The organism is Sporosarcina ureae, assembly GCF_002082015.1.
Taxonomy (GTDB): Bacteria; Bacillota; Bacilli; order Bacillales_A; family Planococcaceae; genus Sporosarcina; species Sporosarcina ureae_A.
This window is the reverse complement of record NZ_CP015109.1, coordinates 2,570,096-2,585,866: the sequence shown is the minus strand read 5'-3', so window position 1 is coordinate 2,585,866 and position 15,771 is coordinate 2,570,096. Positions and strand designations below refer to the sequence as shown.

Here is a 15,771-nt window from a genome sequence, read left to right as displayed (position 1 = left end):
CTTAATTTATAGGAGGGCCCATCTCTTCAGTATTTATTTACGTAAATTGTGTGGGAATTGTGTGGGGACCTGGTACCCGTATCAACAACTCAAACAGAATAATACACCCCCTCCTCCCTTTCATAACGCACCGGGACGGAGTTGCCATTGTCCCCTTCAAACTGAAGGGTTTGCGTATCCAGTTGACCCACGAGTATAGAGAACGAATGCCTGTCTTGTCGCGGAGGCAGAAGGGAGTAATGGATAATATCATGAATAAGGGAAGATAGATCCTCATAAGACGTAAACACATAGTATTCATTAACCAAATAAGCTGGCATATTACTCATCTCCTTTAGTTTACAATCAGGTAGACGTTTTTCAGAAAGATTTGCGACTTTTTCTATGAATCAATAGTTTAATGAACTCGTATAAGAAAGTATGAGTACGCTACGTTAAACATAGTATAGCAAGCTATCCTTACTTTTTTCTTACATGCAAATGATTGAAAGCTAAAAAACTGACTGACTCCATTCTGCCCCGGTACACGCATACATCCATGTATGTATAACAAAAAAAGCATAGAAGATTGGTATTCATTCCTCCACACTCTTGTTTATGATGTCTCAGACTCCCTTACATATTTTCTTTTATCAAGTTCTCCAAGTCTTCTTCTCTAATTATCGGCTTGATTTTATCCATCAAATTTTCCAATTGAGTGATACACGTATTCTTCTTGTAATAGTTGACTAGTTCGTTAATCAGACGGACGTACTGTTGATAATAGCTTTCCGTTTCACCCACGCACCAGATATAGCCTTTCCCATTGAACAATTCTCCTTGATACAAGGTGACGGCTTTTTCAAACTCCTCGAGGTTTTGGCTGTTGATTTTCAGTTTTTTGTCCATAAATTGATCGAACTCGATTACATCACAGTGAACTCCCGGTAGCATGATTTTATACATGCCGTTTTTCCTTTCCAAATTGACAGGAATGCCGGCATTTTTTAATGTTTTCTTGAGCCGGAAGATTATCGTGTAGAGATTTTGTTGAGACTTTTCCATAGAAGATTCTTCCCATAAAATATCAATGATCTGCCACTTGCTGATGCCTTTCTTTCGATGCATGATCAATAAGGCAAGAAGTTCCTCGAGTTTCGCGGTCATAAATTCGATTCTGGAATTATTCATACGCAAATGCATGTTGCCGAACAAACAAATCTCGCCCACCGTTTTCGTCTTTTCTCGCGTCATCCTCTTTATTTTGTACACTCTATTCAAAACTTCTTCTACCGACTGCTTGTCTACTGGCTTCAAAATGTAATGAATCGTATTCAGCTCGAAAGCATGCATCGCATATTGCTCGTATGCCGTGACAAAAACAATCGCCATTTCATCAGGATTGTGAGTCTGGATGAGTTTTTCCCCTAACTCCATTCCGTTCATTTCGGGCATGTCTACATCCAAAAACAACACGTCGGGCTCCAATCGAGGAATTTCAACTAGCGCGAGTTCAGGATCCGTAAACGTACCAATTACTTCGATACCGGTTGTCTCCCCAACAATTTTCTTTAAGTAGTTTAATACTAATATCTCATCGTCCACCAATACCGCTTTAATCATCGGCCGTCTCCTCCTGGTCATCGTGTAAAGGAATAATAAAATAGACGTTCGTTCCTCCTGGATTTGTTTCAAAGTGTAGCTCGGTTTGATAAAAACTTTGCAACCTCGTATGGATATTCGCCAAACTTATACCGTTACCTGTCAGCGATTTCAGGTTTCGTTCCCCGCTTCTAATGGCATTCAATTGATGTGGATCCATGCCTTTGCCGTTATCTTGCACGCACACATATATACCGTGTTTTTGTTTTTTTAACGTCAATTTCAATTTGCCTCCGCTTTTATTTTTCAAGACACCGTGCCTGATGGCGTTTTCAACAAGAGGCTCGATAATGAGAGGAATGATCTTGCACGATAGGATTTCTTCATCAACGTCATAGACCATGTCAATCCGGTCGCCGAATCGTACTTTCTCGATCTCGACATACGCTTTGATCAATTTCAATTCATTCTCGATCGTGACGTAATCGGTATGGATATCTATTTGGAAAGACCGCTTCAAGTAGTTCGACAAATCGGACAGGACTTTGCCTGCACGTTCCCCGTCCGTATAGCAAAGACTTATAATGCTGCTGAGCGTATTAAATAAGAAGTGTGGTTTGATTTGCGCTTGTAAAAAGGCCAGTTCATTTCTCTCTGCGATCTTCGTCGTTTGATCGAGCGTGGAGAACGTTTCAACCAACTGCGTCGACAATTCTTCATTCTTTCTGTAAGAGCTCGTATACCGGAAAATCAACAGGACAGACATCGCAATGCCGTAGACAGCGAGCGTCAGGAAGGAAATCAACATATCCTCTTTTAATCCCGTACTATATAAAATCATGTCAAACCAGAATAAGTAGATGCTGAGCAATGATATAATCATGGCAATATGTTCTATACTGTCAATTTCAGGACCGCTTTTTTTGATAAACAAGCACAGCACTTTTAGCCATACAAAGAAGTAAAAGACAACTGTGCTCGCCATGTAAAACTCCAGTATATTAGAGTAAATAGTCATGGGAAGCAATAGGATAATTACAATAAAAATACTGTAAAAAATCAACATACCATTCCGTATTCGATTGGATAAAAAGACGGGACTGATTTGATTGAGCACGATCAACACCGTAATAACCGTAAAAGCACTCATTAAATGTCCAAAACGAAACGTGCTGTCCATGCTCATCGTAGGGATGATCACGGTAATAATTCGTTCACTGTATATGCTGCTCATAATTCCATAGAAAAGACAGCTCAATGCAAGCGGTAGCGTGGCAGGCTCCTTCTTTCGATAATCCGCATTGACCATGAACAGGAAGAGATAAAAGAGACCGATAATTATTACAATGAGAATCATGGCAAACTCAAACAGGAATTTCTGCTGATGCAGTTGTATCATCTCATTTTGCGTGCCAAACGTGATCGATCTTGCTATACCTCCAACGATAAAATCATGATTGGCCGCTTGAATAATAATTTCCGCCGTCGAACTCTCCAGTTCAAAAAAAGTCGCCATCGAGTTATTACCCGATACATTCGCTTTCGCCGACTCTGAAACCTCTCCATCCTCCAACACCAATTCTCCATTGACGAATATCCGGCTCGCATTTCGTATATTCGCTTTCAATAAACCAAAATACTTCGTATCCGATGGTATATTCGTAACCACCATCCTGTACGTTGCATAGCCCGTACGTTCATACGTATTGCCCTCTTGATCGCGCAACCAATTTCCCGGAACAACCGTATACTGCAGATCGTGCTGCGGATCATTCATAAAATCTTCAGGACTCCATAACTGTTTCCAATAAAACTCCCACTCTCCATTAAGGGCAATTACACCTTTCTCTAGAAAATCTGTCTCGGAAAGATCAACTTTCCCATGGTGGATGGAAGCGTCTCCCTTTAGAGCATGTGAATAATAATAGGCAAGAGCTACCAACGTTATGACAATGACAATAACAAAGTATTGCTTACTACGTTTCAATAGTCTCACCTTCTTATCCTTTATTTCTTATTATTCTACCATGGAATGAAGGCTCTACTAGTACTTAATATTTATATTTTCTGAATTTTCTTTTAGCCACAAGATGATCAATCATAATATTCCGTATGCAAGTGACTTTCATCGCACACGGTGATCCATCAGCAGTAGATCCTTACTGCCCATTTCTCCTAAAGTCATTTTATAACACTATCAAGTTACTTAATAGTATTATTTTGATTTAAAAGAAAAAGTATCTAATAAATAAAAACGCTGCTTGACTGATTTTCTCAGTCAAGCAACGTTTTGTATGATGCCCACATATAGTTTTTTACCCGATTAACCTAAACGTATCTCCCATTACATGCAATCTTTCGTGATAGACTGCCAAACCTTTAATCCAATGAAATTCGGCAAGTGAATCATAGTCTGATTCCATTTCAATACATACTTACAATCCGTTGCAGTTTGAGCGATTTCCGTGATTTTTGAAGGAGCAAGCGGATTTTCCAATATTTCAAAGCGATCGAGATGCATATAATGCTCCTCTTCTATATCGGCTCCAATATCTGCGACTTCCACTATTCCTGTACCGATGCCACGTGCAATAATTCCTTGCCCATTACTGTACAAATACACAATATCTCCCGCTTCCATTTCATCGATAAAATATTTCCACGGTGTATAGTAAGCCGCCACCTTTTGTTGTGTTAACATTTCTCCTTCGTTCGCAGTGTTGTTGGATTTATTCGTATTTACAATATATGTTTTCGGCATGTCTACATTCTCCTATCCACTGGATTGTGTTGCTAAGCGAGCCTCAGCGCATACCCGACAACACACGTTCATAACGCTTCACTTCATTAGTCTTTCCATCGGTAAAGTTACCGATCACATCAAACTTCAATCGGGCTACTTTGGATAATGGGGTAGTATCTTTATTCTGTAAGCTTTTACTGATCGTCATGTAATGCACACCTTCTTCCCAACTGCTGTTAGGCTGGATATATAGCTTATTTGGCGTTAAGGGATCGACTGTGGCAGTGAATGCTTTGATTGGATCTGTATGCACTGTTGAGCGGGAAATCAGTATATCTTTGCTGTAGTCCTTCCCGACCTTTAAATCCTGACTAAAAGTAACAGTGAATACTTTGTTTTGTCCTACTGACAGATCAGGGTGAGTACCTATAAACTCGGGTGGCGCTCCGCCTATGACGGTCACGGTTGAACTTGCTGTAAAGCCACCATCATTCGTAGTTACGGTAATTGTTGTTTTCCCAGCTTTTTCACCTGTAATGATGCCATACTGATCTACTGAAGCTACAACCGGATTGGAAGAGGACCACGTCACTTCCTTGTTTGTCGCGTCTATAGGTGAAATTTGTTCGAACAAAGCAGCCGTTTTCGATTTCGAATTCCGGGCAACTTTTACGGTCGCTTCCTTGGTCACGCTCTTGCTCTTATACAATAGCTTTGCAGAGCCGTAGCCCGTCGCATAGACTTTCCCTGTTTGATCTACAGTCGCAACTTGTTCATTCGTAGAACTCAGCTGTGCATCTGATTCTATGTCCATAACGAACTGATCATTCAACCCGACCTTCATAAATATACTATCGAATAAAAAGGTAGGGACAGGTTCAGGCTTCGGCTGACTAACTGGTGTAAATAATGAGGTAATCATGTATTCGGCATCAGTGAATAAGTATTTATACGGTGAGGACTGAAGAATGACTAAGTAGTAATCACCTTTAGGTAATTGTTTTGAGTAATACATATCTTGCCTGCCGCCTGAAGTAGTAGTCAATCTGGCTACGTCAATCAGCTCCTGCCGGGCATCATGGATTCCTACAAATAAATATTCATTATCTTGGTGGCTAATATATGAATCCTCAATCCAACTGGCAATCATGGAGAACGTTCCTGACGCATCCAAAGTAAAACGATAGTGATCCATATCAAAATAATAATCTGTTATCGTACCTACGATGCTATTTCCAAGAGGCAAGCGATTAGCAGTCATGAACGCGTCATTTGGTTCCGATTCAAAATAAACCGCTTTTTGATGCCGCAGAGATTCCAATTGCTCAGGCACGCGTTCAGTACTGAATGCTGTTTTCTGTTGTGTGTCCAAATCTATCGTTACATTTTTATGACGAATGTTTACTCCCGTAACGGGAACAACCGCTGGCAGCAGTTTGTCATTCAATTCCTCCAGATTTAGAAGGCCTGCACCGTAATGCGTATCCTTGCCAGGCTGACCCAAATCCATTGCTGTTCCTTCTAAATACGCTTTGACTTGTGCCGGCGAAGCGTCTGGTTGTAGTGACTTCACAAGTGCGGCTGCCCCTGCTACAATCGGTGAAGAAAATGACGTCCCGCTTGCCTGTTTATACGTATTCGTCAGGGCTGTCGTATAAACGCCAACCCCAGGTGCAACTACATCTACATACGAATTATAATTCGAAAAGGAAGCATGTCTGTTTTGTTGATCTGTCGCACCGACGGAAATCACTTCAGGATAAGACGCCGGATAATTGATCGGGTTGCCTTCTAATGCTTCATTCCCGGCCGAAGCCACAACCGTAATACCTGCCCTAGCAGCACGCTGAACGGCATTCTGTTCCAGAACAGATGACTGGTCACTACCTAGACTCATATTGATCACGTCTACTTTTTTCTCAATTGCATAATCAATGGCTCGAATTGAATCCGATACATAACTACTACCGGACAGATGAGACACTTTTAGGGGTAAAATTTTCACATCATACGACCCAGCAATTCCAGTAATGCCTATGCCGTTCCCTGAGGAAGCAGCTATGACACCTGAAACGGCAGTTCCGTGACCATTGACATCTGTCACGTCCATCGTATTATGAACGAAGTTGTAACCGCCCTGCTGAATACGTCCTTGAAGATCCTCATGATGAGAGGCAATACCCGAATCTATGACAGCCACAACTGCATTTTTCTTTTGTTCTGCAACCCGCATCCAAATCGGCTGTGGCTTGACTTGCGGGACCCACCATTGATTATAAAGATAGGGATCATTCGTCGAAGAGTGCAAATCCCGCTTGTAATTCGGCTCAACAATCAATACATTTGGTTCTTCCTTCAATTGTTCCGCCATCTTGAGGAGATCTTCCCCCTTGTCCAAACGCCACAATTCCACATGCTCCGCAATCTCTTCTCTGCTTTCTACTCCAGTAACGTCTGTTGAAGCAGAAAATGATCGATGACTTTCTGCAAACTCCACTAAAAGTTCTCTCTCTTTAGCACCTTCCTCTGTTTCCGCGCTGACCTGCACGGAACTGAATGCATACACCACAAAAAGACTCAGTAATATCAACAAGGTTGGTAGCAATCTACTCCACTTTTCCCTCAAGCTATCCCTCTTCTCTACTTTTCTAACTATATCTTACCATGTATATCCAATTAACAGAATCTTGATATCTAGTATGATTGTCTCTTAATTACTATTTTTCAATGATTACTACTTGCATATATGCGCCTTGATTCAACGAAAAAGCTCTCCAACTAATTTCTCGGTTGAAGAGATCCTCGCTGACTTGCATTCTATAGACTTGCCCATGCTGAGCGCACAAAAAGAGCCTCCCGATGTATAGAAATGGGAAGCTCCTCGTTTTATTATCTTTTAATTGTTGGAATAGTGTCTTAATTGTTTGGGGACCTGGTACCTGTTTAAAAGCTATTCTGTTGACGCATGGACATTTTGATCACGTCGGCGCAGTCATTGATCTAGTGGAGCATTGGAATGTGCCCGTGTATGCCCATGAATTGGAATTGCCATTTTTAACCGGCGTATCCAGTTATCCAGACCCCGATACGAGTGTAGAAGGCGGCATGATTGCCAAAATGTCTTCTATTTTCCCAACCGATCCTATTCAATTAGGAGGCCACATCCAAAGCTTACCGCCAGACGGGAGTGTACCTTTTTTGCCGGAATTTACATGGGTTCACACACCGGGTCATTCACCGGGCCATGTCTCGTTCTTCAGGCAGAAAGACGGTGCGTTAATTGCGGGAGATGCATTTGTGACTGTAAAGCAAGAATACCTATATAAAGTGCTTACGCAAGAACAAGAAATCAGTGGTCCACCGCGCTATTTAACTACAGATTGGGACGCCGCCCTACAATCCGTTATTAAACTGGAAGCCTTACAACCATCTGTCGCTATAACGGGCCATGGATTGCCTATGAAGGGAGAGGAACTTGCCACTAGCCTAAAAAAATTAGTTGATGAATTTAATCGTATTGCCATGCCGGATTACGGGAAGTTTGTTGACGAAGATACGGAAGGATAAGTCATCCTGCCCACTACATCATCTTCTGTATAATGAAAATTACATGCGTACAGGCATAGTCATTTCATTATACAGGAGGTTTTTTATCGTTCATCGTCTTAAAATCCTATCATAAAGTGGTAGACTCCTATCAGACAATCATTGGGCCCAGTCCAGTTCGAAAACCAAAAGACAAGTCCAATGTGGAAGAAACAATTGGATTCACTTCACGCCAAATTATTATATCTTTATGAAACTATCAATGTTTTCAATTAGAAGTTCTAATTGCGCGTGTACCTAGTAACTTCTTTTTATATGTAAGCAATAGCGAGTAAATTAAAAAGAGTCTTCTAACCGATTTCTCGTTCAGAAGCCCCTTTACAATGTGCATTATTCAGTTGTTGGAGTAATGTCTTAATTTCTTGTTGCACAAGTAGTGTTTTCGACTGGTTAAGACTACTTGAATTTATGATTAAGCGCATATCATCTACGAAAGAAAAGGGCTTGTACTATCACGGACGACTAATGATGCTCCACTAATTATCAAACCTAGCTCATTCTCTTCTTCTCGACCCTGGATAATTGTGATAAGCTTTTTTACTGATTCGCTTCCCATTTCATAAAGCGGCATCTTTATCGTTGTAAGTGACGGAGATAAAGATGAAGCAAAATCTACTTCATGAAACCCAATAATGGAAATATCTCTAGGTATAGATAATCCGCGATCCTGGATAGCTTTCATTGCGCCTAAACTAACCATAATATTAGAAGCAAAAACTGCTGTTGGAGGGGTAGATAAATCTAAAAGAGCTTGCATGGATCGATAGCCACCTTCGATCGTATACTCACTTTCTTGTACATAACTTGAAATGAAGTTAATTTCTTCCTCCTTTAGCCCTTCTCTATACCCTTGAAATCTTTTTATTCCTGTACCTGTAAATAGTGGACCAGTTATATGAGCAATACGCTTATGGCCCAATTGTGCAAGATGCTTGGTTGCTAATTTTCCGCCTAATTCATCATCCAAAATAACATGATTACTAATGCCTGTAATAAAACGATTCACTAGAACAAATGGTTTTTTTTCCTTTTTCAGATTTAAGATTTCCTTATCATCTGATTCTGAATTTGCAATTAGCAAGCCATCGATTCTATTTTCCATAAGATGAGAAAAATAATTCTTTTCCAAACCCTTTTGCTTCATACTATAAAGTAGTAAATTATATCCTTCTAAGGCGGCCTGATCCTCTGCTCCGTGAATAATACTAGCATATACAGGGTTAGAGAAATCCGGTATGACCATTCCAAGCATCTTGGTTTCACTATTTTTCAGGTTTCTTGCAGATAGATTAGGTCGGTAATTTAGTTCTTCAATAGCTTGCTGAATACGCTTTCGTGTTTCTTCCTTAATCTTTAAATTTCCGTCATTATTAATAACTCTAGATACTACAGATGGGTGAACACCAACTAATTTTGCAACATCCTTTAATGTAACCAACTAAATATTTGCACCTGCCTTTAATGTAATGTTAATAAGTTGTTCCTATAATAAGTCAAATGCAAGATTCCAGTAATTGTCTAGACGAAGAAAGATTGCAGGTCTTTCTGCTCCAGCCGTCGCTTGTGAGGCGCTTTCGGAATCAATAGTTGAATTCATAGCTTCAACATACATATTCACCTTATTATAACAGATTTTTATTTTCTATGAATTTAGAAAGTTTATTGACAACTCGCAAAATAAATATTAGTATGTTAAACAACAACTAAAGACAAACGTTTGCCTAACTTGTTTTCATCAAGTTGCTTACAAACGCATGCAAATCAATGACGTTTATCTTTTCTCTATAGACAAACGTTTTAATTACATGCGTTATGAGTTTGTTTACAACAATATTGGAGGGATAAGGATGGCATCAAGTGTTATCGATTCAAAACTTTACAGGGGAATTTATGTGTCTGAAGGAATGAAAGAAATTTTTTCGGATGAATCACTTTTACAAAAATGGCTAGATTCATGGGTTTCATTAGCACGGGCTCAAGAAGAGATAGGGGTCATTCCGAAAGGCATAGCAGAAAAGATTGCAGACAAAGCTAGTTATGAAAATCTAGACATGAATACGATTCGCGAGGGGATAGTTGATACCACTCACCCTTTAATCATTCAGATTCGTGAATTTACTCAAGTTGTTGGTGGAGAAGCGGGAGGTTATATTCATTGGGGGGCAACAACGCAGGATATTATGGATACTGCCGTAGTTCTGCAAATTAAAGACGCGCAAGAGTTCCTTTTAACACAATTGCAAAAATTTCTAGCTACATTAATTAAACTTGCTCGAGAACACGAAGACACCATTATGCCTGGTAGAACCCACGGCCAACATGCTTTGCCTATCACATTAGGATATAAAATCGCTATTTGGGCAGATGAAATAGGAAAACATATTGAACGACTAGAAGAAGGAAAAAAACGTTACCTAGTAGGATCATTAAGCGGTGCTGCGGGCACACTCGCCTCTATTGGTGAACATGGATTAGCTGTTCAAGAACTTTACTGTGAAAAACTCGGCCTTAAACAACCAACCATTACTTGGCATGTACAAAGAGATGGGTTTGCAGAGTTTGCTAGCATACTAGCAATGATTTCTGGAACAGTCGGAAAAATTGCAAATGAAATTATTAATCTTCAAAGGTCAGAAATTGGGGAAATTGAAGAAGGTTTTAAAATGGGACAAGTTGGCAGTAGTACAATGCCACATAAACGAAACCCCATGATATGTGAGTATGTTGTAGGCCTAACAAGATTAGTGCAAAGAACTGCCACGCTAGGCTTCGATGGAATGCTTCAAGAACATGAAAGGGATATGACTTTTTGGACAACCGAATGGGCGTATATTCCACAAATTTGTATCTTTACTAGTGGTGGATTGGAACAAATGCAAGGTGTGTTAGAAAGATTTATTGTCCATAAAGAAAACATGGAAAGAAACCTTGACCTATTACAGGGATTAATTGTATCTGAGAATCTAATGTTGCATTTAGGTAAGTACATTGGTCGTCAAGTCGCACATGACAAGATTTATGAAGTGTCAATGCAAGCATTTGAAGAGAAAAGGCCATTGGTTGAAGTTGTCTTAGAAAACAAGGAAATTATGTCACACTTATCGGAAGAAGAAGTTATAAATTATTTGAATCCGAAAAATTACCTTGGGCTCTGTTCCCAATTAATTGATCGCGTTGAAGAAAAGTGGTCCAAAACTAAAAACTAGTCTTTACTAACAGGGGTGAAGTGATGTCTGCAGCAGCAATAACACTTTTTATCTTATTAATAGCAGCAATTCTTTTTGTTACGGAATTGATTCCAGTAGCTATGACTGCTTTATTAGCAACAACTCTTTTATACTTAACAGGAATAATTGATGAGAGTACCGTTTTTGCTGGATTCACGAATAATGTAGTTATTTTAATTACAGGTATGTTTATCATTGGAGCAGCTTTATTTGAAACTGGTGTAGCAAAGAAGATAGGAAAGCTGATCATGAAATTCGCAAAAACAGAGAAACAACTTCTATTTGCGATCATGGTTATAGGGGCTGGACTTTCAGCTTTTTTGTCTAATACAAGCACGACGGCAGTGATGATGCCGATTGTTATCTTGCTTGCTGACAGTATGGGATTCTCCCGATCAAAACTTTTAATGCCTTTAGCATATGCAACGGCCCTTGGCGGAATGATTACGCTAATAGGTACAAATGGTAATCTTGCTGTTCAAAGTGTCATGCAAAATGAAGGTGTACCCGTCTTCAGTTTCTTTGAGTTCGCATACATTGGAATACCTTTAACGATTGTTGGAATTATATATATGATGACAATTGGTTATAAACTTATTCCAAACAGGGAAAACGTGATAGCTGAAGCGCAAGAAAGTATATCAGTAAATAATTCAGAGGAAAATGAAAGTACAGTTAAACAGTTTATTGCAGTCGCTATTCTACTTGGAGCAATCATTTTCATGGTTTTTGAAAAACAATTAGGAGTTCCACTGCATATTGTTTCCATCATAGGTGCATTGCTAATCGTCTTAACACGTACAATGACAGAAAAACAAGCATATCGTTCGCTTGATATGTCTACTATTATTTTAGTAGCAGCCATGATGCCAATGGCTACTGCATTAGCCGATACAGGGGCAGCACAAATGATTGCAGATTCTGTTTTGGGATTGGTTGGCGTTGACGGAGGTCCTTATGTTATAACAGCCTTGATATTTATAATAACAGCATTTTTAACTTCCGTTATGTCTAATACTGCCGCTGCAGCGTTAATGGCTCCAATTGGACTTGTGATCGCTACCAGTATGGGGATTGATCCTAAAGCAATCTTAATGACAATTTGTGTAGGAGCTTCAGCAGCTTATGCTTCACCAATCGGTACTCCACCCAACACAATGATTTATGGACCAGGTAACTATAAATTTTTGGATTACATCAAATGCGGATTCCCGTTTTTGGTCATTCAAGTAATCATATGTTTGGTAGTAGTCCCTTTAATATGGCCTTTCTAAGAAGATAAAAATTGAATGTGTATATGAGAGCCACCCTACTAATTAAACGAGCTTCTGTATAATGAAAATTGCATGCGTACAGGCATAGTAATTTCATTATACAGAAGTTTTTTATGGCTACTTATCATAAATTCAGCGAACTAGTAGTTCTCGCACTAAACGGGTATATTAACATATACTTGACGCTTAAATGTACTTTTCCCACCTTACCAATAGGTTCCCAATCCTTGACTTCCCTCAGCACGGCCAACATCCTTACAAAACCCCAACTAAAGCGCTAAAGGACTATTGCACCTTTCATTAAATATCTAAACTATTAGACTAGTACAGGAATAAGTAATGAAGAGAAGGAGCATGTCTAATGAAAACATTGAAAAGAAATTGGATGATGATCATTGCGTTTGCGATCATCATTAGTGGTATCGGGGGTTTGGCTTCACCTAAGGCAGAAGCAAATTGGCTTTATAAAAACAGAAGTGGTAATTTTACTAATTACGTCGAGACACAAAATTATCAAGGTACTTATGGCAGTGGTGCAAAAAGTTTTACTGTAATGGAAGGTGCCATCACAGCGAATAGTACAGCGAGCGGATCATTCATGCTATACATACAGAAGAGACCATACGGTACTGCCAACTGGCAAACAATTAAAACGGTCATAGCCAATAAAAACGGTACCACTCGTTTCGAATCCCCTAAATTCTCACCAAAGGATGGATACAGATTCAAGTTAGTGAATCTTGGAATAAAAAATAGAGTCAATTACAAAATGCACTGGATTCCATGGGCTTCTGCTTATAAATAAGTAGCTAGTTATCATATATGATGATGTCTAGCACACTAAAAAGGATCAACCGTATCGAAATGGTTGATCCTTTTGTTATGAAATATACTAGTTGCTTATTGAATTCATAATGTCTTATCTAGCGTAGCACTCGCAAAAATCCATGACCTTTTACCTTCTTTTAAAAACAGTGTATCCTTTTCGAGAAATCTCTCTATATGGAGTATAAGAAGTACAAATTGAGTACTCCAAACTTTTCTCTAGGGGGACAACCATATGAAACTATTAATAAACGAAGAGCCGATTCCATTATTACCTTCACTCGCAATGAAAGTTGGATTAAATAGTGCGATATTCCTGCAACAATTGCACTACCGATTGAACATTTCAAAAAACATACGGGAGGGTCATAAATGGGTCTTCAATTCATACGACGACTGGAAAGAAGAATTTCCATTTTGGTCACTAAATACAATCAAACGAATTACGTACGACTTAGAACAAAAAGGATACCTAGTTTCCACTTCGAAGCACAATAAAATGAAAATCGACAACACCAAATGGTATCGAATCGATTATGAAAAGTTGCCATTTTCGTATACGCCAAACGATATACCTGCTAACCCAAAATGGGACGCGGCATCAACCCAACGTGAGACAGCTACCAACCCACAATTGGACGCTGTGCCAACTCACATTGAGACGGTGGCGTATCCCACTATGGGACGGCCAATAACCAAAGAACTTAAGAAGTTAAAGAATAAACCCATTGTCGAGAAGAATCTCGACGTCGCACAATCTGTGATTCAGTACCTGAATGACAAAACCGGAAAACAGTTCAAAGCGGAGTCCGCTGCTACCCGTAAATTCATCAACGGTCGAATCAAAGAAGGCTACACACAAGATGACTTCATCCGTGTCATCGATCTAAAGACCAAGCAATGGTTGAACCGTCATGATTTTAGCACGTTCCTGCGACCATCGACTTTGTTTAACGCAACGAACTTTGAAAACTATGTCAATGAGCTAGTCGTGTCACAGAAACCGAAAAAACAGCTACTTGTTATGCCTGTGCTTGATTTTAGCAGGGGTGATGAGTAAGGTGCACATAGTATTCTAGTGGATAAAATTTACCTTGATACAGCAAAGTCTTGTATCACTTGTCAGTAGAATGTAAGCTTTTTGGAGTAGCCAGTGCATCATTGTGTAAAAATTAAAGTGTTAGCCGGACAATCGTTAGCTTTTCACAAAACATGAAAATGCACCTCCTGAAATTGATACATGGACTGTACCCAGGAGGTGCTGATTTTTATTAGCGTTACTTGATGAGAGCTTTACAGTTTTTCGTTGATGGACGCTTCTAGTTCATAGTCTAAAGTATTACGTAGCATCTGACGTCTACTGTTGCGGGTCGAAAGCCGCTATAGTTATCTCTTGTATCTCCCTTTTTCAACTACCCAAATTGTGTGGTAATTGTGTGGGGACCTGGTACCCTCCACTCGAACCTCCTTTTCACGATGCAAACTTCGCTTCATGAATTAAATAGTTCCACACTTGTTCAATGTCGCTAACTGGGAACATCTTTTTCTTTCGATCATTCCATTGCTGAACAGATTGGACAATGAATTCCTTGTTAGTTGCTTTGGACGCATTTTCTTTTAGCACCCAACAGACAGTCGACAGTAACTCCATGTCATAAGGCGTTTCAAAACCATAAATCAATTCAGATACACGATTTAAGTAAGGCTTAGCTTCAGGATGTTTATCTAAAAACTGCTTCGCTTCTTTAATCGCACCATCCAATAGATAGATTTCTGCACCCGTTGTTCGATCTCCATACCCCCGAATCCAATGACCTTCCATGTTTTGTAATACATGATTGAGCGCTTCAGCGTAAGGACCAAAACGATTCTTCTCAAACTGTAGTTTGGGTAAAGCTCCTACTTCGTGCAAGAAGTATGCAATTTTCTGTACCTCTAGCAAAGACATTCTATATCCTGGACCAGCATATTGTTCCATAGCGCTCAGTAGTAAAGCTCTTCCCATTGTCATATTAGGGCGCTTCGTTCGGATAATCATTTCATCTAGTGGCGGTGCACCTACCGGTTCATACAAATGTACGTCAATCGAAAGTGGCTGTAGCGCTTCAATAATGTAAGGTCTAACATTGGACCAGTCCAACCCACCATTTCCACATCCTAATGGAGGTAAGGCAATCGACTGAATGTTAAGCTCTTGGATCACTTGGACTAAATCTTGAAGGCCATCCAGTATATAATCAAGTGTAGACGGATTGCGCCAATGTTCTTTTGTTGGGAAGTTAATGACAAACTTTGGAGAAGCTAAACCATGGACAGGAACCACATGCATCTTCCCGACTTGTACGCTACCTGCCTTACAATCTTTAGCATACTGCTTAAACACATCTGGAAATGCTTGTTTAAACTGCAAGGCAATTCCTTTTCCCATGACCCCTACCGTATTTACCGTATTTACATACGCTTCCGCTTGGTCTTCCAGTAAGTTCCCTTTCATTGAATAGATCATTCCATCACC

Annotated in this window: 10 protein-coding genes and 1 pseudogene; 5 read left to right on the top strand and 6 right to left on the bottom strand. The window is 39.7% G+C overall.

The features are described from left to right. Window positions 1-615: 615 nt before the first annotated feature. The 4 genes from SporoP17a_RS12700 to SporoP17a_RS12685 form a co-directional block, all read right to left on the bottom strand. A complete protein-coding gene (locus SporoP17a_RS12700) occupies window positions 616-1,602 on the bottom strand; it encodes a response regulator (protein ID WP_167693432.1) in 987 nt (328 codons plus the stop codon). Further along, on the bottom strand, window positions 1,595-3,568 hold the full coding sequence (locus SporoP17a_RS12695) for a histidine kinase (RefSeq protein WP_083035018.1): 1,974 nt from the start codon (window positions 3,566-3,568) through the stop codon (window positions 1,595-1,597). The genes SporoP17a_RS12700 and SporoP17a_RS12695 overlap by 8 nt, the downstream gene beginning before the upstream one ends. 357 nt (window positions 3,569-3,925) lie before the next feature. After that, window positions 3,926-4,342, bottom strand: a complete 417-nt coding sequence (locus SporoP17a_RS12690) for a hypothetical protein (protein ID WP_083035017.1) — start codon at window positions 4,340-4,342, stop codon at window positions 3,926-3,928. A 43-nt stretch (window positions 4,343-4,385) separates the two neighbouring features. After that, complete coding sequence (locus SporoP17a_RS12685) at window positions 4,386-6,950, bottom strand: S8 family serine peptidase (RefSeq protein ID WP_083035016.1); 2,565 nt, start codon at window positions 6,948-6,950, stop codon at window positions 4,386-4,388. A gap of 317 nt (window positions 6,951-7,267) precedes the next feature. Here SporoP17a_RS12685 and SporoP17a_RS12680 point away from each other — a divergent pair. Next, window positions 7,268-7,891, top strand: a pseudogene (locus SporoP17a_RS12680) (MBL fold metallo-hydrolase); the annotation flags it as partial. A gap of 466 nt (window positions 7,892-8,357) precedes the next feature. On the opposite strand, the gene SporoP17a_RS12675 reads toward SporoP17a_RS12680, so the two are convergent. Then, window positions 8,358-9,368: a LacI family DNA-binding transcriptional regulator gene (locus tag SporoP17a_RS12675; protein ID WP_083035014.1), complete on the bottom strand. Its 1,011-nt coding sequence runs from the start codon at window positions 9,366-9,368 to the stop codon at window positions 8,358-8,360. A 409-nt stretch (window positions 9,369-9,777) separates the two neighbouring features. Between SporoP17a_RS12675 and purB the strand changes: the two genes are divergently transcribed. The 4 genes from purB to SporoP17a_RS12655 all read left to right on the top strand — a co-directional run bounded on the left by purB (window position 9,778) and on the right by SporoP17a_RS12655 (window position 14,316). Next, the gene (purB, locus tag SporoP17a_RS12670; protein ID WP_083035013.1) at window positions 9,778-11,136 is read left to right on the top strand and encodes an adenylosuccinate lyase; all 1,359 of its coding nucleotides are present in this window, start codon (window positions 9,778-9,780) and stop codon (window positions 11,134-11,136) included. Between the two features lie 23 nt (window positions 11,137-11,159). Next, a complete protein-coding gene (locus SporoP17a_RS12665; RefSeq protein ID WP_083035012.1) occupies window positions 11,160-12,431 on the top strand; it encodes an SLC13 family permease in 1,272 nt (423 codons plus the stop codon). A 361-nt stretch (window positions 12,432-12,792) separates the two neighbouring features. Further along, window positions 12,793-13,236, top strand: a complete 444-nt coding sequence (locus tag SporoP17a_RS12660) for a hypothetical protein (protein WP_083035011.1) — start codon at window positions 12,793-12,795, stop codon at window positions 13,234-13,236. A gap of 255 nt (window positions 13,237-13,491) precedes the next feature. Continuing rightward, complete coding sequence (locus tag SporoP17a_RS12655; RefSeq protein ID WP_083035010.1) at window positions 13,492-14,316, top strand: conserved phage C-terminal domain-containing protein; 825 nt, start codon at window positions 13,492-13,494, stop codon at window positions 14,314-14,316. Between the two features lie 411 nt (window positions 14,317-14,727). Here SporoP17a_RS12655 and darG read toward each other — a convergent pair whose 3' ends face one another. Next, on the bottom strand, window positions 14,728-15,762 hold the full coding sequence (gene darG, locus SporoP17a_RS12650) for a type II toxin-antitoxin system antitoxin DNA ADP-ribosyl glycohydrolase DarG (RefSeq protein WP_083035009.1): 1,035 nt from the start codon (window positions 15,760-15,762) through the stop codon (window positions 14,728-14,730). Between the last annotated feature and the right edge of the window lie 9 nt (window positions 15,763-15,771).